General features: G+C 50.4%; 22 protein-coding genes, 1 tRNA gene and 2 rRNA genes. 10 read left to right on the top strand and 15 right to left on the bottom strand.

Annotated elements, in window-relative coordinates; translation table 11 throughout:
• Window positions 1-198 precede the first annotated feature (198 nt).
• From ACJBF3_RS25305 to ACJBF3_RS25275, 7 genes are all read right to left on the bottom strand, one after another.
• The gene (locus ACJBF3_RS25305; RefSeq protein WP_032660547.1) at window positions 199-681 is read right to left on the bottom strand and encodes a hypothetical protein; all 483 of its coding nucleotides are present in this window, start codon (window positions 679-681) and stop codon (window positions 199-201) included.
• A gap of 1 nt (window position 682) precedes the next feature.
• Window positions 683-1,744 (bottom strand): hypothetical protein, encoded by a 1,062-nt coding sequence (locus tag ACJBF3_RS25300; RefSeq protein ID WP_047723392.1) that lies wholly within the window; start codon window positions 1,742-1,744, stop codon window positions 683-685.
• Between the two features lie 140 nt (window positions 1,745-1,884).
• Window positions 1,885-2,145: a hypothetical protein gene (locus ACJBF3_RS25295; RefSeq protein ID WP_047723391.1), complete on the bottom strand. Its 261-nt coding sequence runs from the start codon at window positions 2,143-2,145 to the stop codon at window positions 1,885-1,887.
• A gap of 275 nt (window positions 2,146-2,420) precedes the next feature.
• Window positions 2,421-4,190, bottom strand: a complete 1,770-nt coding sequence (locus ACJBF3_RS25290) for a primase-like DNA-binding domain-containing protein (RefSeq protein ID WP_047723387.1) — start codon at window positions 4,188-4,190, stop codon at window positions 2,421-2,423.
• Window positions 4,174-4,386, bottom strand: coding sequence for a hypothetical protein (locus tag ACJBF3_RS25285; RefSeq protein WP_047723386.1), 213 nt, complete (start codon window positions 4,384-4,386; stop codon window positions 4,174-4,176). The genes ACJBF3_RS25290 and ACJBF3_RS25285 overlap by 17 nt, the downstream gene beginning before the upstream one ends.
• Entirely contained in the window at window positions 4,383-4,577 is a 195-nt protein-coding gene (locus tag ACJBF3_RS25280) for a hypothetical protein (protein WP_001209042.1), read from the bottom strand. The genes ACJBF3_RS25285 and ACJBF3_RS25280 overlap by 4 nt, the downstream gene beginning before the upstream one ends.
• Window positions 4,570-4,761 carry a host cell division inhibitor Icd-like protein gene (locus tag ACJBF3_RS25275; RefSeq protein ID WP_047723383.1) on the bottom strand — a complete coding sequence of 64 codons (192 nt, stop codon included), beginning with the start codon at window positions 4,759-4,761 and terminating at the stop codon, window positions 4,570-4,572. Before ACJBF3_RS25275 ends, ACJBF3_RS25280 begins: the two co-directional genes overlap by 8 nt.
• Window positions 4,762-4,903: 142 nt before the next feature.
• Here ACJBF3_RS25275 and ACJBF3_RS25270 point away from each other — a divergent pair, with 142 nt between their 5' ends.
• Complete coding sequence (locus ACJBF3_RS25270) at window positions 4,904-5,107, top strand: toxin-antitoxin system HicB family antitoxin (RefSeq protein ID WP_019077822.1); 204 nt, start codon at window positions 4,904-4,906, stop codon at window positions 5,105-5,107.
• 352 nt (window positions 5,108-5,459) lie between these two features.
• Here ACJBF3_RS25270 and ACJBF3_RS25265 read toward each other — a convergent pair whose 3' ends face one another.
• The 4 genes from ACJBF3_RS25265 to ACJBF3_RS25250 form a co-directional block, all read right to left on the bottom strand.
• Entirely contained in the window at window positions 5,460-6,152 is a 693-nt protein-coding gene (locus ACJBF3_RS25265; RefSeq protein ID WP_232106120.1) for a hypothetical protein, read from the bottom strand.
• 20 nt (window positions 6,153-6,172) lie between these two features.
• Window positions 6,173-6,457 carry an AlpA family transcriptional regulator gene (locus ACJBF3_RS25260; RefSeq protein ID WP_019077824.1) on the bottom strand — a complete coding sequence of 95 codons (285 nt, stop codon included), beginning with the start codon at window positions 6,455-6,457 and terminating at the stop codon, window positions 6,173-6,175.
• A 640-nt stretch (window positions 6,458-7,097) separates the two neighbouring features.
• Window positions 7,098-7,748, bottom strand: a complete 651-nt coding sequence (locus ACJBF3_RS25255) for a hypothetical protein (protein WP_047723396.1) — start codon at window positions 7,746-7,748, stop codon at window positions 7,098-7,100.
• Entirely contained in the window at window positions 7,748-8,968 is a 1,221-nt protein-coding gene (locus ACJBF3_RS25250; protein WP_047723382.1) for a site-specific integrase, read from the bottom strand. Before ACJBF3_RS25250 ends, ACJBF3_RS25255 begins: the two co-directional genes overlap by 1 nt.
• Window positions 8,969-9,329: 361 nt before the next feature.
• On the opposite strand from ACJBF3_RS25250, the gene ACJBF3_RS25245 reads away from it, so the two are divergent.
• Window positions 9,330-9,494 carry a DUF2556 family protein gene (locus tag ACJBF3_RS25245; protein ID WP_032642458.1) on the top strand — a complete coding sequence of 55 codons (165 nt, stop codon included), beginning with the start codon at window positions 9,330-9,332 and terminating at the stop codon, window positions 9,492-9,494.
• Window positions 9,495-9,632: 138 nt separating this feature from the next.
• Window positions 9,633-11,714: a bifunctional diguanylate cyclase/phosphodiesterase gene (locus ACJBF3_RS25240; protein WP_045329592.1), complete on the top strand. Its 2,082-nt coding sequence runs from the start codon at window positions 9,633-9,635 to the stop codon at window positions 11,712-11,714.
• On the opposite strand, the gene envR is transcribed toward ACJBF3_RS25240, so the two are convergent.
• Window positions 11,630-12,349, bottom strand: coding sequence for an acrEF/envCD operon transcriptional regulator (envR, locus tag ACJBF3_RS25235; RefSeq protein WP_045329590.1), 720 nt, complete (start codon window positions 12,347-12,349; stop codon window positions 11,630-11,632). The two genes, ACJBF3_RS25240 and envR, sit on opposite strands and share 85 nt — an antisense overlap.
• Before the next feature lie 387 nt (window positions 12,350-12,736).
• Between envR and ACJBF3_RS25230 the strand changes: the two genes are divergently transcribed.
• The 7 genes from ACJBF3_RS25230 to ACJBF3_RS25200 all read left to right on the top strand — a co-directional run bounded on the left by ACJBF3_RS25230 (window position 12,737) and on the right by ACJBF3_RS25200 (window position 22,155).
• On the top strand, window positions 12,737-13,876 hold the full coding sequence (locus ACJBF3_RS25230; RefSeq protein ID WP_045329588.1) for an efflux RND transporter periplasmic adaptor subunit: 1,140 nt from the start codon (window positions 12,737-12,739) through the stop codon (window positions 13,874-13,876).
• 11 nt (window positions 13,877-13,887) lie between these two features.
• Window positions 13,888-17,001: an efflux RND transporter permease subunit gene (locus ACJBF3_RS25225; RefSeq protein WP_406545295.1), complete on the top strand. Its 3,114-nt coding sequence runs from the start codon at window positions 13,888-13,890 to the stop codon at window positions 16,999-17,001.
• A 303-nt stretch (window positions 17,002-17,304) separates the two neighbouring features.
• On the top strand, window positions 17,305-17,526 hold the full coding sequence (locus ACJBF3_RS25220; RefSeq protein ID WP_008502867.1) for a lipoprotein: 222 nt from the start codon (window positions 17,305-17,307) through the stop codon (window positions 17,524-17,526).
• 475 nt (window positions 17,527-18,001) lie between these two features.
• Window positions 18,002-19,027, top strand: a complete 1,026-nt coding sequence (locus ACJBF3_RS25215) for an amino acid ABC transporter substrate-binding protein (protein ID WP_045329583.1) — start codon at window positions 18,002-18,004, stop codon at window positions 19,025-19,027.
• A gap of 67 nt (window positions 19,028-19,094) precedes the next feature.
• Complete coding sequence (locus ACJBF3_RS25210) at window positions 19,095-20,276, top strand: amino acid ABC transporter permease (protein ID WP_045329581.1); 1,182 nt, start codon at window positions 19,095-19,097, stop codon at window positions 20,274-20,276.
• A gap of 9 nt (window positions 20,277-20,285) precedes the next feature.
• Complete coding sequence (locus ACJBF3_RS25205) at window positions 20,286-21,389, top strand: amino acid ABC transporter permease (RefSeq protein ID WP_045329579.1); 1,104 nt, start codon at window positions 20,286-20,288, stop codon at window positions 21,387-21,389.
• A 7-nt stretch (window positions 21,390-21,396) separates the two neighbouring features.
• A complete protein-coding gene (locus ACJBF3_RS25200; RefSeq protein WP_014171880.1) occupies window positions 21,397-22,155 on the top strand; it encodes an amino acid ABC transporter ATP-binding protein in 759 nt (252 codons plus the stop codon).
• Between the two features lie 106 nt (window positions 22,156-22,261).
• Here the strand turns inward: ACJBF3_RS25200 and rrf (ACJBF3_RS25195) are convergent.
• The 3 genes from rrf (ACJBF3_RS25195) to rrf (ACJBF3_RS25185) form a co-directional block, all read right to left on the bottom strand.
• Window positions 22,262-22,377, bottom strand: a 5S ribosomal RNA gene (rrf, locus tag ACJBF3_RS25195).
• A gap of 43 nt (window positions 22,378-22,420) precedes the next feature.
• Window positions 22,421-22,496, bottom strand: a tRNA-Thr gene (locus ACJBF3_RS25190).
• 14 nt (window positions 22,497-22,510) lie between these two features.
• Window positions 22,511-22,626, bottom strand: a 5S ribosomal RNA gene (gene rrf / locus ACJBF3_RS25185).

Genomic DNA, 22,626 nt, shown 5'->3' with positions numbered 1-22,626 from the left:
CTTGGAGGGGAGGCCGTTAAATCTTTTTCTGCCTCTCGCAGGCTGTACTCGCTACAGCTTGACTTAACGGCCAGTGGCGGCTCACGTCTGAGTGCCACTCTTCAAGATATACATGAGAAATATAAAGAAAACCCCACTCAGAGACAGGGGCAATCATGGATAAACACGAGTACAAATAATTTACAAATCTTCTGTAAGTTACATTTTACGGTGTTTCTCATCCTGTTCACGACGAACTAATTTAGCTTTGAAATTCGTAACTTCGTTCATCAATGAATAAATGATAAAGATTGTAAAAACTGTAACCCCAAGCAGCCCACCAGATATTATGAGGGTTATTTTTTTAAATAATTGCCCACCGTCGCCAATCATCATAGATATGCCCACAAAGATCGCTGACAGAAAATAAAAAACTATACATGTAAATAGCCTACCCCGTTTCAAATCAACTATATAAAAAAGCCGTCTAGCTTCATCGCCATTTAATTGCTGGCTTTCTTTCAAATCGCTTAATTTATAAATTGCTTGCAAGCAGTAAGCTAAAGGAAGGACTAAAACTGCAATTATTGGGGAAGGCGCAGTCAACTTATCCACACCAAAATGATGGATAAGGCCAAATAGACACAATGCTCCTATCAAAAAAGACAGGATAGTGAATATAAATGTACTTAACACCTTCATATTACCCCCTGTTGTCTATCTCTCCATTAAGTATGTTTGCAGACAACCATTTAAACATTTTAAGATATAAGTCATCTTCTGACAACAAACCTTCATGAACTTGGACATTTAGAGAATCGGAAAGTTTCAGTTCTTTACCCGTTATAACTCCACCATTTTTAAGCTCTACCCTAACGCTATCATTATCAAGATCTCGCAAGGAACTGGCTATAGTATCCAGCACGAACTGACCGCTGCCTGTGGTAGTTCGATTATAGCTTATCTCAAGTTTAACATTAAGATTCGCTTCATCCAGGGAATCATCTAGGTCTAATTTACTAGCCCAACCATCGCCCAGCACTGTATCGAGAATTTTAGTTCCTATTCCTGCAGGCTTAAATTGTACTGTTTTAGATTCGAGACGCTGAATTTCCCTTTTTGCCGCTTCTTTATCTCTTTTGGGATTGAGCTGTAATTGTTCACTTTCTATAGGAGAACGCCCTAACACCACACTCTTAACCGGAGATTCCTCTAATCTTTTCACTATCGAGTTTGCAGGCTTGTCCTTAAAGATTATAGAAGTAACGCCTGTTGTAGATAATGTGTTATTGGCAAACAGATTATTTACATGCTGTTCAAACTCTTTTGTTCTCAATGCGGCAGATTGGACAATTAAGACATGATTCTTATAAACCCCAAAATAAAGAATAGATTCTACAAACTCTTTTTCCGTCCCTTTATCGCCTTTACGCTTCTTAAGCGATGCGGTTGTTATAGGATCTATTTTATAAGACTGGGCATTATCTTCCATCGTTATAGTTGCTTGGGTTTTGCCGGGCTCGAAGAGTAAAAACTGCCCGAAAAAAATACTTTCGTAATGCTGGCTTTTATTAATGAGGTGAAATCCAGCAGATGGATCATTAGGGTCTATTTGCTCTTTTCTACTAGATGCTAATTCATAAGCACCGCCTTCACCCAAGGCTTCCTCTAAAATAGATTGCAGATATTGCTTTGAACCACCAATCACCGCCCTTTTATAATGAACAGTTCTTCTTTTGTATGTTGTAGGTTCTTGTGTAGTCATCTAAGATCCTTAATTTCTTTCAATAGAATGCTAATAATTCAACATGAATTTAAATTGTAAATCCCAGCCCTTAAGATAACTCAAGAACAACATAAATCAATCATCAAAGCACAGAACAACACTGCATATGCTTAAGGCTGCTATTTCTCACTCATCCATTCTGGAGGGGCAGGCAATAGAGCCCGGTATCCTTCTAGATGCTCCAGCAAGGCATCAAGCTGTTCTGTATTCGTAACGAGTCGTTCTCCGGAAAGCGTGTGCATCACAAAACCGTGTGGGTCATCCCAAAAGAACGCTTCCTCTTCAAGGGCTTTACGGTAATCGGCAGTGTGCATCGTATCAAGACTGGTTAAACCTAACTTTTCCAGGTGTTCCCTGCGTTCCTCATTAGTGATTGGCATGTAGCCCCTCCTTTAAAATTTAAAAATATGCGTTTAAGTGTTCACCTGTTCACCTTTGCATTTTTTCTATTTAAATTCATTCGGTTACAGGGTGAAGACTAAAATTTTAAGTATTCACTAGTGTTCACCCTAACCCTTCACCTTTTAAAAGAAAAGCTCTTTAAAGGTGAACAGGTGAATACTTGGTGAACACTTCAATAAAAAGTGTTCACCCATTAACTATCTGTTATATAAATGATTTCACCAAAGGTGAATAGTGGTGAACACTTTTCCCATTACTTTTGATTTTCTCCGGTATTGTGAGATGTATCATTCCACATAGGCATCCAGTCTTCTGAGTCGTCGTGAAGTGTGACGTTTGATCTTATGCCATGTTTCGTTTTGCGCTTCTGGTACTCTTTACCGTATTCAGCCATTGCGCCTGGCATATCCGTACCGAACCTCATCAGCGACACCGGCTTGCTCAGACCATTAGCCCGCATATAAGCCAGGTAAGCGTGATACAGATAACGGCGCGGGCTGAACGGCACGATTTCGGCGTTCCCGATAAACATGCCATCACATACGACCGAAGCCATCAGGTAGCCGCAAAAGTCCACCAGTGAATCCCCTTCACGTTTGATGGCCAGCGCCTCTTCTGATTTCTGCTGCTCATGCAAAAGCTGTTTGGCCTCGTCCTGTCTGGAAAAGCGAGTAAGCAGGTGGCGAATGATAACGGCCAGCTCACCTTCAATCTTCTCGGCCAGCATAGGGTCACGTTCGTTTTCCGGTACCACCTCTGAGAAGTTAAAAATAACCCGCCGGCGGGAAATACCACCGCTTCGGTCGCTGAACGACATGGCATTGTTATTGACGGCAAGCACCACCGCAGGAATACGGGTTGAATATGGCGCTTTGTGTTTTGGGTCGATAGCCACCTTATCCCCGCCAGTGATAGCTTTAATCCCTGCGCCGTCGCCAGCGTACCGGGTCATATCCGGCATGATAATCAGCGAATAGCCCACTACCAGCGCCCTTTCCCTTGGGTTTTCCAGCGCCGCCATGCTCGCCGATACCGTATTGGCCTTGCCGGCCAGCATCGTGCAGATCTCCGCCATAACGCTTTTACCGCTTCCACCCGGCCCCGTTACTTCAAGGAACAACTGCCAGTCGTAACGGTTCGCCAGCACCATAAACAGCGCAGACAATACACGATCGGCTTTACGGTCATTATTCGCTACAGAACGGCGGAGCCATTTCCAGAAGTTTGGCGCATGGGTTGCCAGAGTCTCACCTTCTGCTGGTTCGCTGAATGGCAGATCACTCGCAACGATAAGCCAGTCATTTTTATCATGTGGGCGAAATTGGCCTAACCGGGTATCAAAAACACCGTTGCTGAATCCAATAAGATTCCGGGCAGTGTTACCCATTACCGGAAGCCCCAACTTCATCGTATCGACTGCCGCTTTAATCGCGTTCTGCGAGTAAGCCACCTCAGCTTCAATATAGACCTGCGCCATTTCACGTTGCAGCTCCTTATCCGGCAGCGGCACCCATATAACGCCCGTATAGTGGTGAACAGTGTCAGAGTCGGCATGAATAGCCAGATTGCCATCGTAATGAGCAAGCAAAACCTCCCCGCGCTGGCTGGCTCCCATCTGGTTAAGCGCTGGCGTAGCACTTCCCCTCGTAGTCACCATAAGGGGCTCGTCTTCCAGACGTTTCATCAATGGCGTCCAGTCCTCTTTCTCGCCTTTTTCATTGATAAACTCAGCATTGGTAACGCCAGCCTCGCACAGCTTATTGGCAATCATGCTGATTTGGTTTTGCTCGATAAGTCCGGCCTGACAGACACGGGCAAACCGCCGCCCTTTATCAACAATGCGCAGGTGGGGCAATTCGGCCAGTTGGGTGTGATCCAGAACCACAGGTGGAACATCGTCTCCATGCTCGCCCTTCCCTTTCTGGTAATCCTGAGCGGCTTTCCATGCTCCCGTTCCAGCAAAGATGATTGCCTCCTCCATTTTGTCGCGTGGGAGGGTTTTCACGTTAGGCGCGTTTTTCACTGTAAGCCTCCCGCGCTTTCTGCAGACGATCTTTTGACTCATGCACCAGGCTGAAAATGGCGGCCACACAGTTAGACTCGTGTTCATCACCTTCGCCGAGGGAGTCCATCCAGATTTCCAGCATAGCCAGAGCCTGATTGCTGTATGCCAGTGCGTCTTCGGCGAGCTTCAGGACTTCAAAAGGAACCTGTCTCATTTCGCATCTCCCATACCCAGCTCGGCGATTAATGCCCGGTGGATTTCCTGATTAAGGTCACATGCCAGTGAGATATGGTTCAGCAGGGTTTCCGAACACTCAGCACAGGCTTTTTCCAGAATGGTTTCAAAGAGTGAAGCGGCCAGCGCTGATTTGTATTCTGCCTGGTCTAAGCTGATTGGCTCACGCATGGCGCACCTCCCGAACTGGCAGACGGCCAGCGAATACCATCACGCAGTCAGCCGGTGATTGCTCACGGGCTTCGCGCTCAGTGGTAGCGGTGATGTGAATGACGTTGCGCCCGATGGCGCTCAGGGCAAGAAAACGCCAGATGTAGGACTTCCGCCCTTGCGGGTGTGTGATATGATCTTTCATAGCTGCCTCGTTATCTAAGCTAACGGTGGTGGTTAGCCCTCGTTCGGTACTGGTAATACCGTTCGGGGGCGTTGTATTTTTAGAGATGCACATGTTAGTGTGTACACCTAACGAGATTAACGATAGAACTATAGGTGTACACATGTCAACAGAAAAAGAGATTATTGTCCGTGATAGCCAGCCTCGCGGTGCGGGTAAATCTCCTCCTTTCCATATGCGCATTAGCCCTGAACTAAAAGCGCAGCTTGAAGCAGAAGCGGATCGAGATGGAACCAGCCTTGCTAATTGGCTGAAAGAACTTGCCCGCCGTGAGCTCATCACAAGAGGCATCGAGCCAAAAGGCTGAACAGGGTTACTCCCCGTAATGCTGTGAACTGCCCCTCTTAAAAAGGGTCTGTTTTGCGCAACTCTTAGTGAGTTGTGCAGAGGCTCCCCTCTTAAAGAGGGTTGGTTATCTTCGCAGCTCTCTACGTTATTCGTCGGAACCTCTGAACCACGTTTAACGTTGTTTTGCACTGAACCCGAATACTGTTCGTGTTTATCTCGATGTCCGTACGTGAAACGTACGCAGTTGATTTGCGGGTCAGTGGTACTGACGCACAAAGTTTGACCACCAGCGGCAAGCCTGGTAATCTGGCGATGTTTCAGTAAAGCGGTATTGCACTGGCGGCCCGGCATGGCCGCCTTTGTTTTGCCTGTCATACAATAGCCTCCACTTTCAGCCCGCCAGCGGTATACCCCTGAACCCGAACGCCATCGATGCGGTGACGCTTTTTCGTCAGAAAGCGGATGTGATCTGCGTAGACGTACTGCCATTTACCATCGAGTGCCACACGCTTAAACCACGGATGAGGCTTAGATATGGTCTGGACAACTGGCGCGGAAGCCTTGAGTGGCGCGGATTCTACTGCGACAACCCCCTTATCATTACCCGTTACACGGTACAGCCAGAAGCGGGCATCTTTCCCCGTCAATCTGCGGGTACGCACCGGAACATAACCAGCCTCACGCATTGCCTTGCTGAATCCGGCATCGTCCGGGTAATACTGGCGGCGTAGTTCCGTAGATACTGAAACGGCAAAGCTGCGTTTAGTCGGGTATTCCTGCCACTGGCTGACAAATTCAAAAGGAAGACCATTAACGCTTCCTTTGGTCTTGTCTTTGCCGCTTATCCCTGCATCATGGTCTGCCTCATGCACGGACACGCCGGAACGCAGCCACACCAGCCCGTTACCGTTGTGGCGCAACCCCAGCTCGGCAAGCGTAAATTCGCCGCGATTAATGGGCGACCAGTCACCGGAAATAACCTGTTTACGATTTGCTGAAATATCTTGCTGGCTGGCTACAGGGTGAGCGAATCCCTGCCCTTTGAGGGCATTAATCTTTTTCATCTCTGATTACCTGTGTTTAATTAAGCAGATTTACGGCTGTATGGGTTATTGACGTTTTCAACGGCAGGCGGATTACGAACCCACCAGAGAACATCAGAAAGAAGCCAGGCACAGCTGTTGCGGCCAAAGTGACAGCGCGGCGGGAAGCGCCCCTGCTGTTCCATCTTCCAGCGGCTCGAACGGGAAAGACTGGTGATCTCGCTGCATTCATCTTCGCGGATTCGGCGATCAAACTTAAAGCCGTACTCTTCTAAAAGGGTGCGGCGCTGTTCAGGATTTGGCGGGGTAAAGGTTATATTTTGCATGCTGCCTCCACTGTTTCAATGTTATGCGAAGAGATTAGTGGATAAACGACCAGCATTTCCATTGATTCTGGAATCCTTTAAAAGAACACGCAATTCCACTGAAAGATAGAAATTCCATCAAGATAACGCTCCCCTGTTTAAAACAATTTCCACAGTAATTTCAACGGCCATGTCGAGAGAAAAAATTATGAATTTCAATAACTCACCGAAGAGCACCGTTCTTTAACGTTTTGATTCACCTTGGATTGTTCATAACAAAGATGAACAATGATGAACGTTGATGAACAGTGATGAATAACCATGAACAAAGATGGAAAAAGTTAGCAAGTAATGACCTAGTAGGGACCGTGGATGGAGCGAGGTATTGTTAGGTACTGTTAGGTACTGTTGGGTACTGTTGGGTGACGTTACGTGTCGTTACGTGTCGTTGAATGCTGTTGAATGCTGTTGAATGCTGTTGAATGCTGTTGAATGCTGTTGAATGCTGTTGAATGCTGTTGAATGTAACTGCAATACACATCAAATATAACAATTGAATCTCCTTGGCGATCATAGAATCGCCAAAAGCTTCAACAAATATAATTAATTAGTATTTTTACATGAAACATAAATAATACTTACTGACACTGAGAAATAATATTCATTCCGTAAAATAAATCGAATTTAATGCCTTACGGATTTTCTCATATACTGCTGATTTAGATAATCCAGTTTTAGATATACCTTCCTCATCAGCTAATTTATATAGTTCATTTAAAATAGCTGAGATGCTGGGTTTTTTAGAGGTGCCAAACGAATGGCCTATCTTATGTGCTATAAGCTTGACCAGCATCCCCATCAATTTATCATTATATTCCTTTTCATCTTCCTTACGATGCAAGCCGCGTTTGCTGCTTTTCAATGCAATTCCGACCTGTAAAAGCTCATCCCCACCCATAGCATAAAGATGATCTTTTCCCTTGTTTTGATTAGCAATTATAGCCACCGCCGCAAGGCATCTGTCTTTTATGGGTTGTGGTGTAATATCTTCATCAATAAGAGGATATGCCAGAGCAAACATATAGTCTGCTGGATAGGCTGTTGAGTTTCCACCTCGAAATAATTTAGATGCTGATAGCCATCGACTCAGTTGTCGATAGTATATATTATAAGCTTCAACTTTCGCCTCAGGGATATCAGCAGTTTTAACTGTCGGATCTACCCCGCACATTAGTAGTGCAAGTTGTTTTATATTTAGCTCTGGGGCTTTGGCTTCACGCTCGAAAATACCCAACTTAAGAAAACTAGTCATCATTCAGCCCTATTCAACAAAACAATATTAGTGAACCCGCCAGATAAAATATCAAGTCTGTCATACCATTTATTCAACGCATCCAGTTTCTCAGGCAAGTACAAACTACGGTTATAAATCGCCATGACTCCCGGCATTGAGTGACCCAGCAGCTGTTCCACAACATGTGGAGCGATACCCATATTATTCATATGCGTTGCTAAGGTTCGCCGTAGATCGTGCAGTGTCCATGGTTCAGAATGCCCCAGCTTTTTATAAACGCTACGGCCCCACTGGCTTACCGCTTCACTGCCTTTAACCGACCCAAGCAAAAGGCCGGATAGTTTCGTTTCATCATGCAGTATTTCAACGAATTTGCGCATTGCATCCGGCACAGGTCTTACAATCTTCTCGCCGCCCTTGCTGTGCTCTTTGGGAACTGTCCAGACCCAGGCATCCAGATCCCATTCACTCCACTCTGATAGTCTGGCCTCCTGCGTTCGGCACCCAAACACCATTAAGATTGTCAGTAGCCTGGTGTAGTAAGGCATGAAGAAAGTGCCAGAGGTAATGGCAGCCCATAAATCGCCAGCCTCTTTATCATTTAATACCCGGTCTTTTTTTGCCTGTTTTTTACCGACATCGGGAATTGTTAAATCTTCAAGCGCGGTACTCACAGCATAGCGACGAACCCGGCAGAATTTCAGGGCTTGCTTGCACATCTGGAACACATAACCCGCTGCAACTGGCGTTTTCTTTTTCATTCTGTCAAAACAGTCAAGCCAGTATCGGGTTTCGCAGTCAGCGAGCGCCATTTTCCCAATGTAAGGGTAAATATGTTTGCGCAACTCCGCTTTATGCCGCTCAACGTTCGCACGGTTTTCTTCCGCATATTCGCGTATCCAGTATTCGATAGCTTCCTGCACCGTAACCGGTTTAAGCGTTTCCTGAGTAGTTAGCGCCAACTGGTGCTTTGGGTCTTTACCTGAAGCCAACCACTGGCGACATTTATCACGTGAGGTACGGGCCTCTTTGAGACTCATATCAGGGTAGCGCCCCAGAGTAAGCCGATGCAGCTTCTGCCCGTCGAGTCGGTAAGTAAACACCCAGCTAATACCACCAGCTTTCGTTACCTTAGCGCTCAACCCGGCACCATCAGCATAAAACTCAATCTTACTGGCCGGGATGCCATGTAATCCCTTTAACTTCCTGTCGCTCAGTTTGTTAAGTTCGCCAGCCATAGACCACCCAGCCCAAAGTGTTTATACAAATGTTTATACAGAATTGCTTGCATAATAGCATAAACAAAGAAAAACACTGGAACAATATACAGGCATGAATTTAAACAAATCATTGATTATTATATAAATATTAAAATCACCTTAAAGCATGAAAACAGCTAATATGACAGTACGGCATGAACTGATACTAATCAGTTAAATGCTTGTTTAAAAAGGCGCTCTTCGGCATGGGGAAGCGCCTTTTTTATTTCCTGCGCGCTCCGTCAACGCATTGTAAACCTTCGCTTCTCCCGCTTTTCAACCACGGTTTTTCGTGTATATTTCCCCCACCTTACTGGCGCTCTTCTCGCGGAATGACACAATGATTCGTAAATACTGGTGGCTGGTTGTCTTTGCAATCTTCGTTCTCGTTTTCGATGCACTCCTGATGCAGTGGATTGAACTGATGAGCACCGAAACCGATAAGTGTCGCAATATGAACTCCGTCAATCCGCTGAAACTCGTGAACTGCTCAGAGCTCGACTAATCGCCTGATTACGCAACCCCCCCGTTATTACCCACTAAAAACGGGGATTTAAATCCCTTTGAGCCATTACCTGACGGTGATAATGTCTCGCCCTTCTCAACCGCTCTAGCGTAACCCCACACTCGAGTAGAACCGTCCATGCTGGTCAGCCAATACAACGCTATCCTTGTCGTCCTCTCCTTTGTTGTTGCCATCCTTGCTGCGTATACCGCGCTGAACATGGCTGCACGCGTCGCCGGAAGCGAGGGCGTCGCTGCCCGCGTCTGGCTGGCCGGGGGAGGTATTGCAATGGGCATTGGCGTGTGGGCCATGCATTTTATCGGCATGCTGGCGATGGACCTCTCCATGAGCATGAGCTATAACGCCAGCCTGACGGTGTTATCCATGGTCATCGCCGTGGGTTCGTCACTGTTCGCGCTATGGCTCGTAAGCTGCGAGCAATTACGCTTGCGCCGACTGCTGCCCGGCGCGCTGGTGATGGGAAGCGGGATTGTCGCGATGCATTACACCGGCATGGCGGCGCTGGAAGTGATGCCGGGGATTATCTGGGATAAGGTCTGGGTGGCTATTTCGGTCGCCATTGCGCTTGCCGCTTCCCTCGCGGCATTGTGGCTGACCTTCCGCCTGCGTCGCGAAGCCGCGCAGGTCGTGCTGATGCGCATGGGGGCCGCCATCACGATGGGGATTGCCATTGCCGGTATGCACTATGCCGGAATGAAAGCAGCGCAGTTTCCAATGTCCACCATGGTTCACCATGCGGGGATTAACGGAAGCTGGCTGGCGGTGCTGGTCAGCGTCGTCGCGCTCTCTATTCTTGGCATCACCCTGCTGGTGTCGATGCTGGATGCCCGCCTTCAGGCTCGTACCGCCCTTCTGGCCTCGTCGCTGGCAGAAGCTAACCGGGAACTCGCTCAGCTGGCGCTGCACGATACCCTGACGCGTCTGCCCAACCGTATCCTGCTGGAAGACCGACTCGATCAGGCCATCAGCAAAGCCGATCGGGAAGGGAATCACTTTGCCCTGATGTTTATGGATCTCGACGGCTTTAAAGCCATCAATGACGCCTACGGCCATGATGTCGGTGACAGGCTGCTGGTCGCCGTTACGCAGCGTCTGCTGCAGCTTCTGAAAGGCCAGTTCACCCTTGCACGTATCGGCGGCGATGAGTTTGTTCTGCTGGCAGAGGGAGAAGGCCCGGACGACGCGGTATCGCTGGCGAATGCGCTGGTGCGCGCGATCGATAGTCCGTTCACTCTCGGCCCCTATGAACTGGTGGTGACCCTCAGCATAGGTATCGCGCTGTATCCTCACGACGGCAAAACCGAGCGCGAGCTGATGTTTAACGCCGACGCGGCGATGTATCACACGAAACATATGGGCCGGAACGGCTATCACTTTTTCCAGCCCTCTATGAACACCCTGGCGCAGACCCATCTCCAGCTAATGAACGATCTGTGGATGGCGATCGATCGCCATGAGCTGCGCCTGCTGTATCAGCCAAAATTTCACGCCCCCGCGGGTCCTGTCCTCGGATTCGAGGCGTTATTGCGCTGGCAGCACCCAAAGCAGGGTCTCCTGACGCCGGACCTTTTTCTGCCGTTAGCGGAAAAAACGGGGCTGATCGTCCCTATTGGCAACTGGGTGATTAATGAAGCCTGTCGCCAGCTGCGGGAATGGCATCTTCAGGGGCATCAAAGCTGGTCAATGGCGGTAAACCTGTCAACGCTGCAGTTTGAACAGCCTTCGCTGGTTAAAACGGTTCTCGACTGTCTGGCACTTCACCACGTGCCGCCGGAAATGTTGATCCTCGAAGTAACGGAAACCACGGCAATGAGCAACCCGGACGAGAGCGTAAGGGTGCTGACAGAGCTGACGGATGCGGGCGTGAAGGCCTCCATTGATGATTTTGGCACCGGATACTCAAGCCTTCTGTACCTCAAGCGCTTACCGGCCTGTGAGTTGAAAATCGACAGGGCGTTCGTGAAAGAGCTCAGCGGCGAAAGCGAGGATGCCACTATTGTCTCAGCGATTGTGGCCCTCGCTAAAACGCTTAACCTCAAAGTCGTGGCTGAAGGAGTGGAAACTGAAGCACAGCAAGCCTTTTTAACCGCGCTTGGCTGCAACACCCTTCAGGGTTATCTGTTAGGTAAACCCGCCAGCCCGCAGGCCATAGAAGCACTTTGCGCCCGAGGGGAAATGTTACCTGGCGCCGAGCTGTAGGCCTCATCATCAGGCGACACGCGAATGACAGGGAGTGTCGCCAGTATACTGTCGACCAGCGCAGGAGCCTGCTGATAAAGATTAAAACTGTCGTTATTCATTAACCAGTTTTTAATTATTCCGCTAAAAAAACCGTGGAAGATAATCAAGGTGAGATCCACATTCATTGTTGGCGAAATGATATTCCGCGAGATACAGGTCTCCAGCGTGGCGCGCAGCGTGTCATCATTGAATCCAATCCGTTTCCTGATCTCTTTCTCTGGGATCATATCGCTGCTAAATTCACATTTATGATACAGAATTTGTAAAAGCGCACATTGCCGGGGTTCATGGGCAATATATTGCAGCGCAGTAATAAATTGCTCACGAAGTTTTAACAATGGATCGTCGCTATCGGAAAGAGTAAGCCTGTCGCGAATAATGTCACGAAGCGGTAGCTGCTGTTCCCAGATGGCATTAAATATTTCAGCTTTACTGGTGAAGTGCCAATAGATTGCTCCGCGCGTCACCTTTGCGGCATCGGCTATGTCCGTCAGCGTCGTGCTGGCTACGCCACGCGTCGCAAACTGGCCGATTGCCGCCTCAATCAGCTGCTGCCGGGTTTGTTGGGCCTCTTCTTTCTTTTTACGCGCCATAGGCAGCTACTCGTTACTCACAGGATTTGAAGATAATAATGCGTTCATAAAAATGTAAGTATTCACTAAAATCAATTTTAATTTTGCACAAAAAAAGTCAGCCCTTTTAATTTATAATTAATGCAAATACATCAAACCAATTAAATAGACGAGGTGAATGAGTAAAGGACATTAACACCATTTATCTGATTAATCTGCCTGAAGTATATCGCTGAATGGACCGAGTCTGATTCTGATTTTTTTATACAAGCACGGTCATTCGCACTTATAAATTAAAAAACATTAAATACCCTCATTATTATACGCAGCTACATTTTATTTTTATCCCTCTGCCCCAGCTACCGATTTGCGGCATATATCGGTTGATGGGTATTTAAAGGAACAGTAATGACGAATCATTTCAGACGCTTACCCTTAGCCGGTTTCATTGTCTGCGCGGTACTGCTCTCAGGATGCGATGGCCAGGAAAACCCACAACAACATCCGCAGGCGCCCCAGGTCAGCGTGCATATTGTGAAAAGCGCGCCGCTGGCTGTCACCACTGAACTCCCGGGCAGAACGGATGCGTTCCGCGTTGCAGAGGTTCGCCCGCAGGTTAGCGGTATTATCCTGCGTCGTAACTTCACGGAAGGTAGCGATGTAAAAGCGGGTGATTCACTTTATCAGATTGATCCTGCGACCTATCAGGCAGCCTATGAGAGTGCCAAAGGCGAACTGGCGAAGGCACAGGCGGCGGCTAATATTGCGCACCTGACGGTAAAACGTTATCTCCCGCTGGTAGGCACCCAATATGTCAGCAAGCAGGAGTATGACCAGGCCGTGGCGACGGCTCAGCAGGCAGATGCCAGCGTGGTTGCCGCAAAAGCCGGGGTTGAAAGCGCACGTATCAACCTTGCCTATACCAAAGTGACCTCGCCTGTTGATGGTCGTATCGGGAAATCCAGCGTGACCGAAGGGGCGCTGGTGACGAACGGGCAAGCCACGGCGCTGGCCACGGTCCAGCAGCTCGATCCGATTTATGTCGATGTTACCCAGTCCAGTAATGACTTTATGCGCCTGAAACAGACGAGCCTGCAGAAAGGCGATACCGCCAGCAGCGTTGAGCTGCTGATGGAAAATGGACAACCCTATCCGCTCAAAGGCACCCTGCAGTTCTCAGACGTCACGGTTGATGAAAGTACCGGCTCGATTACCCTGCGCGCCATTTTCCCCAACCCTCAGCATCTGCTGTTACCCGGCATGTTTGTTCGCGCCCGCATTGATGAAGGCACCCAGCCGGATGCGATTCTGGTGCCACAGCAAGGCGTGACCCGTACACCGCGAGGCGATGCAACCGTCATGGTGGTGAACGATAAAAACCAGGTAGAGCCGCGTACCGTCGTCGCCCCGCAGGCAATTGGCGACCGCTGGCTGGTGACGGAAGGGCTGAAAAACGGTGACCGCGTGATTGTCAGCGGGCTACAGAAAGTCAAACCGGGGGTGACCGTCGTCGCGACGCCGGATACCACCGCGACGCCAGCCGGTTAAGGGACGACGACATGGCTAATTTCTTTATTCAGAGACCGGTTTTCGCCTGGGTACTGGCCATCATCTTGATGATTGCTGGCGGGCTGGCCATTCTCAAACTTCCCGTCGCACAGTATCCGACCATCGCGCCTCCCGCGGTGGCGATATCGGCGACCTACCCGGGCGCTGACGCGCAAACGGTGCAGGATACCGTGACCCAGGTTATCGAACAGAACATGAACGGTATCGATAAGCTGATGTATATGTCCTCCACCAGCGATTCAGCGGGTAACGTCACCATTACCCTGACCTTCGAGTCAGGAACGGACCCTGACATCGCGCAGGTGCAGGTGCAGAACAAGCTGCAGCTCGCGATGCCGCTGCTGCCGCAAGAGGTTCAGCAGCAGGGGATTGGCGTGGAGAAATCCAGCAGCAGCTTCCTGCTGGTTGCCGGTTTTGTTTCAGACAACAAAAGTCTCACGCAGAACGATATTTCTGATTACGTCGCCTCAAACGTCAAAGATGCCATCAGCCGAACGTCTGGTGTCGGTGACGTTCAGCTGTTTGGCGCGCAGTATGCGATGCGCATCTGGCTCGACAGCAACGCGATGAACAAATACCAGCTGACGCCGCTGGATATTATCAATCAGCTGAAAACGCAGAACGATCAGATAGCGGCAGGTCAGCTGGGCGGAACGCCGTCCATTCCCGGGCAGCAGCTGAATGCCTCGATCATCGCGCAAACCCGCCTGAAATCACCGGAGGAGTTTGGCCGCGTGACGCTCAAGGTGAATCAGGACGGTTCGATGGTTCACCTGAAGGACGTGGCGCGTATTGAGCTGGGCGGCGAAAACTACAACATGGTCACTAAAATCAACGGGCAGGCAGCAACCGGTCTGGGGATTAAGCTGGCTACCGGCGCCAATGCGCTGGACACCGCGGCAGCCATCAAGAGCAAGCTGGCGCAACTGCAGCCGTTCTTCCCGCAGGGGCTAAAAGTTGTCTATCCCTATGACACCACACCTTTTGTGAAAATCTCCATCCACGAAGTTGTGAAGACCCTGTTTGAGGCGATTGTTCTCGTCTTCCTGGTGATGTACCTGTTTCTGCAAAACCTGCGTGCGACGCTCATCCCGACCATCGCGGTACCGGTTGTTCTGCTGGGTACCTTCGCGGTTCTGGCGGCGTTCGGTTTCTCCATCAATACCCTGACGATGTTCGGCATGGTGCTGGCGATAGGTCTGCTGGTGGATGACGCCATCGTGGTCGTTGAGAACGTTGAACGCGTCATGGTTGAGGACAAACTGCCGCCGAAAGAGGCCACGCAGAAGTCGATGGAGCAGATCCAGGGCGCACTGGTGGGGATCGCCATGGTGCTCTCGGCGGTCTTTATTCCGATGGCCTTTTTCGGCGGCTCAACGGGAGCGATCTATCGCCAGTTCTCATTGACTATCGTTTCCGCTATGGCGTTGTCCGTACTGGTTGCGCTCATCCTGACGCCCGCCCTCTGCGCAACGTTGCTTAAGCCCGTATCCGCCGACCATCATGAGAAGAAAGGTGGCTTCTTCGGCTGGTTTAATGCGCTTTTTGATAAGAGCGTGGATCACTACAGCAACAGCGTGAGCGGTATTTTGCGTAAGACCGGACGCTATCTGGTGGTGTACATCATTATCGTCGCTGGGATGGCGGTGCTCTTTCTGCGCTTGCCCACCTCCTTCCTCCCCGAAGAGGATCAGGGGGTGTTTATGACGATGGTTCAACTTCCGGCAGGGGCAACCCAGACGCGTACTCAGCAGGTCCTTGACCAGGTTCAGGACTACTACCTGAACAAAGAGAAGGCGAACGTTGAGTCCGTCTTTACCGTAAACGGCTTTAGCTTTAGCGGCCAGGGTCAGAACTCCGGTATTGCCTTCATCAGCCTGAAGCCCTGGGAAGAGCGCCCGGGGGCGGAAAATGGCGTCGAAGCCATTGTGGGTCGCGCGACGAAAGCCTTCAGTCAGATTAAAGATGGTCTTGTGTTCCCGTTTAACCTGCCTGCCATTATTGAGCTGGGTACCGCGACGGGCTTCGACTTTGAACTGATCGATCAGGCTAACCTGGGGCATACCCAGCTGACGCAGGCGCGTAACCAGCTGCTCGGCATGGTGAAAGAGCATCCTGACCTGCTGGTCCGCGTGCGTCCTAACGGTCTTGAAGATACGCCTCAGTTCAAGCTGGATGTCGACCAGGAGAAAGCGCAGGCGCTGGGCATTAGTCTTTCTGACGTTAACCAGACGATTTCGACTTCCTTAGGCGGCACCTATGTGAACGACTTTATCGATCATGGGCGCGTGAAAAAGGTCTACGTACAGGCCGATGCAAAATTCCGTATGTTGCCGGGAGATATCAACAACCTTTACGTGCGCAGCGCGAATGGAAAAATGGTGCCGTTCTCCGCCTTTAGCAGCGCGAAGTGGGTTTACGGTTCGCCTCGCCTGGAGCGCTACAACGGGATGCCCTCTATGGAAATTCTCGGTGAATCAGCCCCGGGTAAAAGTACCGGTGAGGCGATGGTGATGATGGAAAGCCTCGCGGCGAAACTGCCTACAGACATCGGCTATGACTGGACGGGGATGTGTTACCAGGAGCGGCTCTCGGGCAACCAGGCGCCTGCACTGTATGCCATTTCACTTATCGTAGTATTCCTGTGTCTGGCAGCGCTGTATGAAAGCTGGTCCATTCCATTCTCCGTTATGCTGGTTGTGCCGCTGGGGGTCATCGGGGCGCTTCTCGCAGCCTCACTGCGCGGGTTAAACAATGACGTCTACTTCCAGGTCGGCCTGCTGACGACGATTGGCTTATCGGCGAAAAACGCCATCCTGATCGTCGAATTTGCAAAAGACCTGATGGATAAAGAAGGTAAAGGCATTATTGAAGCCACGCTGGAAGCGTCACGGATGCGCCTTCGTCCGATCCTGATGACGTCCCTGGCCTTTATCCTTGGCGTCATGCCGCTGGTGATCAGCATCGGGGCCGGGAGCGGCGCGCAAAACGCCGTCGGTACCGGCGTGATGGGGGGCATGCTTTCCGCAACGCTTCTGGCGATTTTCTTCGTGCCCGTCTTCTTTGTGGTTGTCCGGCGGCGGTTTACTCGCCATAACGATTAATGTTTCCCTGAAAAGGCACCTTTGGTGCCTTTTTATTTTTAACATAAACAACGAATTAGGTTTTACAAAGAGGCCGTTTTAAAAACAGGACGATTTGCATTAAGTAAAAACAGTCTTTTGCATCTTCATAATGTCTCCATTAATTCATCCTGAAGCCGACTTTTCTCCACGATTTTTACAAACTACATAAATTGAGATTATTCCTCGTGTAACGGGGAGTTACCCCGATGGTAAAATAACCGCCAGTTCGTTAATAGCCCTCCTGGCTTTATAGCGGATGAGAAATAATACTGAGGTAACATCATGAAAAGATTCATTTCCGTTGCACTTCTCGCTGCGCTGCTTGCTGGCTGCGCGCACGACTCTCCATGTGTACCGGTTTACGACGACCAGGGCCGACTGGTTCATACCAACACCTGTATGAAAGGCACCACCCAGGATAACTGGGAGACAGCGGGTGCTATCGCCGGCGGTGCTGCCGCAGTAGCGGGTTTGACGCTGGGTATTGTTGCCCTGACGAAGTAACGTCTGTTGAGAAAGCGCGGCTCCGGCCGCGCTTTTTGCTTTTAATGAGTGCAGTATCTTCAAATAAGTAAAAAAATAGCCCCGTATTTATTCACGTAATTAATTTAAGCCTGAAGCTAGTCACAACTTTTTCGTATACTCAGTCAAATTACCTGGCCTGCCGTGATGACTTTCACACATTCATATTATTGAATACCCTGCCAATATTCACACCGGAAACTATCTCTTCTTTTTACTGACCCGATTTAAAACTTTTGCTCCGATTTGTGGCACAGGTTGTAATTTCGCACCGTTTCGGGGCGCTCGTTTTATTTAAGCCTGTCTACACTCAGCATTAAGCTTTCACTCGTCTCTTATTTTCTCGAACGCAAAACTGGCATTACGTTTGCTTTATAAACGTTGGCCAAAGCCACAGACAGGTAAAGCGTTTAAAAAACGCCTCTATAACGATAAATTTCGCCACACAGGATGCATTATGAAAAAGACGATGATAGCCAGCCTGGCCGCAGCAGGCATGTTGTTTGCTGTAGCCGGTCAAGCCCATGCGGGAACGACACTGGATGCCGTTAAAAAGAAAGGTTTTGTTCAATGTGGTATCAGTGACGGTTTGCCTGGCTTCTCTTATGCCGATGCGAACGGCAAATTTACCGGTATTGATGTGGATGTTTGTCGTGGCGTTGCAGCTGCCGTTTTTGGCGATGACAGCAAAGTAAAATATACCCCGCTGACGGCGAAAGAACGCTTTACGGCGCTGCAGTCCGGCGAGGTCGACCTGCTTTCCCGTAATACCACCTGGACCTCTTCCCGTGACGCAGGGATGGGGATGTCATTTACGGGCGTGACCTATTATGACGGCATTGGCTTCCTGACCCACAATAAAGCGGGCCTGAAAAGCGCGAAGGAGCTGGATGGTGCCACCGTTTGTATTCAGGCGGGCACCGATACCGAGCTGAACGTCGCCGATTATTTCAAAGCAAACAACATGAAATACACCCCGGTGACATTCGACCGCTCGGATGAATCGGCCAAAGCGCTTGAATCCGGCCGTTGCGACACGCTGGCCTCTGACCAGTCACAGCTGTATGCCTTACGTATCAAGCTGAGCAACCCGGCAGAGTGGATTGTCCTGCCTGAAGTGATCTCCAAAGAACCTCTCGGCCCCGTCGTTCGTCGTGGGGATGAAGACTGGTTCTCCATTGTTCGCTGGACGCTGTTTGCCATGCTGAACGCAGAAGAGATGGGCATCAACTCGAAAAACGTTGATGAGAAAGCGGCTAATCCATCCAATCCGGATATGGCGCACCTGCTCGGTAAAGAAGGCGATTTCGGCAAGGATCTGAAGCTGGATAACAAGTGGGCTTACAACATCATCAAGCAGGTGGGCAACTACTCGGAGATCTTTGAACGCAACGTGGGATCGGAAAGCCCGCTGAAGATCAAGCGCGGCCAGAACAATCTCTGGAACAACGGCGGTATTCAGTACGCGCCACCAGTGCGTTAAGTCATAGCTGTAACGGGCACTGCTCAGGCAGTGCCCACTCCAGAGTCATGGTTACTGAGGTTTCTTTATGTCCCATCGCCGCTCAGCCGTAAAAGGATCGCTATCCTTTTCTCATCCCGCGGTCCGCGCCTGGCTATTCCAGATTATTGCTATCGTTGCGGTTGTTCTCATCGCCGTGTATCTCATCCATAACACCATTACCAACCTGAATAACCGCGGCATTACCTCCGGTTTTGCGTTTTTGGATCGCAGCGCGGGGTTTGGCATTGTTCAGCACCTTATTGATTATCAGGAAGGTGACACGTACGGACGCGTGTTCGTGGTCGGTTTACTGAATACGCTGTTGGTATCGGCGCTTTGTATCGTCTTCGCCTCGATTCTGGGCTTCTTTATTGGTCTGGCGCGTCTTTCTGAAAACTGGCTTCTACGGAAACTGTCGACTGTTTATATCGAGACGTTCCGCAATATTCCCCCGCTCCTGCAGATCTTCTTCTGGTATTTCGCCGTACTGCGCAACCTTCCCGGTCCCCGTCAGGCCGTGGACGCGTTTGAGCTGTTTTTCCTGAGCAACCGTGGGTTGTCCATTCCTTCTCCTCAGCCGGGTGAAGGACAGTTCGCTTTCATCGCCGCGATTGTGATCGCGCTAGCCCTCTCTGCCGGGGTATTCCGCTTTAACCGCAAACATCAGATCAAAACCGGGCAGCTTCGCAGAACCTGGCCCACGGCAGCTGTTCTGATCGTTAGCCTGCCGCTCATCGCACACTGGCTGTTTGGGGCCGCTCTGCACTGGGATATTCCCCATCTGCGTGGCTTTAACTTTCAGGGCGGGATGGTATTAATTCCCGAGCTGGCAGCCCTGACGCTGGCGCTGTCGATTTATACGTCCGCGTTTATCGCAGAGATTATTCGTGCGGGGATCCAGGCCGTACCTTACGGACAGCACGAGGCGGCTCGCTCGCTGGGATTACCCCATACCGTGACGCTTCGCCAGGTCATCATTCCGCAGGCTTTACGGGTCATCATTCCGCCCCTGACCAGCCAGTATCTCAACATTGTCAAAAACTCGTCGCTGGCTGCAGCCATTGGTTACCCGGATATGGTGTCACTCTTCGCCGGAACCGTGCTTAACCAGACCGGACAGGCCATTGAAACTATCGCCATCACGATGTCTGTCTATCTGATCATCAGCCTGGTGATTTCATTGCTGATGAACCTTTATAACCGTCGTATAGCACTGGTCGAGCGCTAAGGATCTATGATGACAAAAGCGATACTGTCGCACGCCTCGCGCCCTGCCAACTCGACAGGTGGACGTTTTATCCTCTGGGCGCGCAAGAATCTGTTCTCCAGCTGGAGTAACAGCCTGCTGACGATTGTCTGCCTGTGGCTCATGTGGGAATTGATTCCTCCCCTGCTGAACTGGGCGTTTTTACAGGCCAACTGGGTCGGTTCAACCCGGGCAGACTGCACCAAAGCGGGCGCCTGCTGGGTGTTCATCCATGAGCGCTTCGGTCAGTTCATGTATGGATTGTATCCGCATGAACAGCGCTGGCGGATCAATCTGGCGCTGGTTATCGGGCTGCTCTCTGTCGCGGCCATGTTCTGGAAAAAGCTGCCTCACCGTGGACGCTACATTGCCGTCTGGGCGGTGGTTTATCCGATTATCGTCTGGGTGCTGTTGTATGGCGGTTTCCTGGGACTGGAACGCGTTGAAACACGCCAGTGGGGCGGGCTGACGCTGACGCTGATTATCGCATCAGTGGGGATAGCCGGTGCTCTACCCTGGGGGATATTACTTGCCCTGGGACGGCGTTCAAAAATGCCGATCGTCCGCGTGCTCTCCGTTATCTTCATTGAGTTCTGGCGCGGCGTACCGCTTATTACCGTTCTGTTTATGTCATCGGTCATGCTGCCGCTGTTTATGGCTGAAGGGACAACCATCGACAAGCTGATCCGTGCCCTGGTTGGGGTGATTCTCTTCCAGTCCGCCTATGTTGCTGAAGTGGTGCGCGGTGGTCTGCAGGCGTTGCCTAAGGGCCAGTACGAAGCGGCGGAATCACTGGCGCTCGGCTACTGGAAAACGCAGGGGCTGGTCATTCTTCCGCAAGCACTCAAGCTGGTCATCCCGGGTCTGGTCAACACGATCATTGCCCTTTTCAAAGATACCAGCCTGGTGATCATCATCGGATTGTTCGATCTCTTTAGCAGCGTGCAGCAGGCGACCGTTGACCCTGTCTGGCTTGGCATGTCCACCGAAGGGTATGTCTTTGCCGCACTGATCTACTGGATCTTTTGTTTCAGCATGTCGCGCTACAGCCAGCATCTGGAAAAGCGCTTTAACACCGGGCGTACGCCGCACTGAGGAAATTATGAGCCAAATAACTATGACACCCGCCGACGCGATGATTACGCTGGAAAACGTGAATAAATGGTACGGGCAGTTTCATGTACTGAAGGACATTAATCTTAAGGTTAAGCAGGGCGAACGCATTGTCCTGTGCGGCCCTTCCGGCTCCGGGAAATCCACGACCATTCGCTGCATTAATCATCTTGAAGAACATCAGCAAGGACGCATTGTGGTTGATGGCATCGAGCTGAATGAAGATATCCGCAATATCGAACGCGTGCGTCAGGAAGTGGGAATGGTCTTTCAGCACTTTAATTTATTTCCGCACCTGACCGTTCTGCAGAACTGTACGCTTGCGCCAATTTGGGTACGTAAGATGCCGAAAAAGGAAGCCGAGGCGTTGGCAATGCACTACCTGGAGCGCGTACGTATCGCAGAACACGCCAATAAGTTTCCAGGCCAGATATCGGGTGGTCAGCAGCAGCGTGTGGCTATCGCCCGTTCACTGTGTATGAAGCCAAAAATTATGCTGTTTGATGAACCGACATCAGCCCTCGACCCGGAAATGGTGAAAGAGGTGCTGGATACCATGATTGGGCTGGCACAATCCGGCATGACCATGCTGTGCGTCACGCATGAGATGGGGTTCGCGAGAACCGTGGCTGACCGGGTGATCTTTATGGATCGTGGGGAGATTGTTGAGCAGGCGCCGCCGGATGAGTTCTTTGCGCATCCGAAGTCAGAACGCACGCGAGCATTCCTGTCGCAGGTGATTCACTAATCGTTTACTCTGCCGGGTGGCGGCTTCGTCTTACCCGGCCTACCGTTTTTTCTGCGCATAAACGCAAAAAGGCCATCCTTTCGGATGGCCTTCTCACTTATTTGATGTCTGGCAGTTCCCTACTCTCACATGGGGAGACCCCACACTACCATCGGCGCTACGGCGTTTCACTTCTGAGTTCGGCATGGGGTCAGGTGGGACCACCGCGCTAAAGCCGCCAGACAAATTCTTTTACTTCTTGCCGAACTTTAACCTAAGTATAAAGTGGTGCTGATACCCAGAGTCGAACTGGGGACCTCACCCTTACCAAGGGTGCGCTCTACCAACTGAGCCATATCAGCACGCTAAATTTGATGCCTGGCAGTTCCCTACTCTCACATGGGGAGACCCCACACTACCATCGGCGCTACGGCGTTTCACTTCTGAGTTCGGCATGGGGTCAGGTGGGACCACCGCGCTAAAGCCGCCAGG

It is taken from the genome of Enterobacter sp. PP-008-ECC_S150 (genome assembly GCF_045257065.1).
Taxonomy (GTDB): Bacteria; Pseudomonadota; Gammaproteobacteria; order Enterobacterales; family Enterobacteriaceae; genus Enterobacter; species Enterobacter chengduensis.
This window is presented reverse-complemented; position numbering and strand designations above follow the sequence as displayed.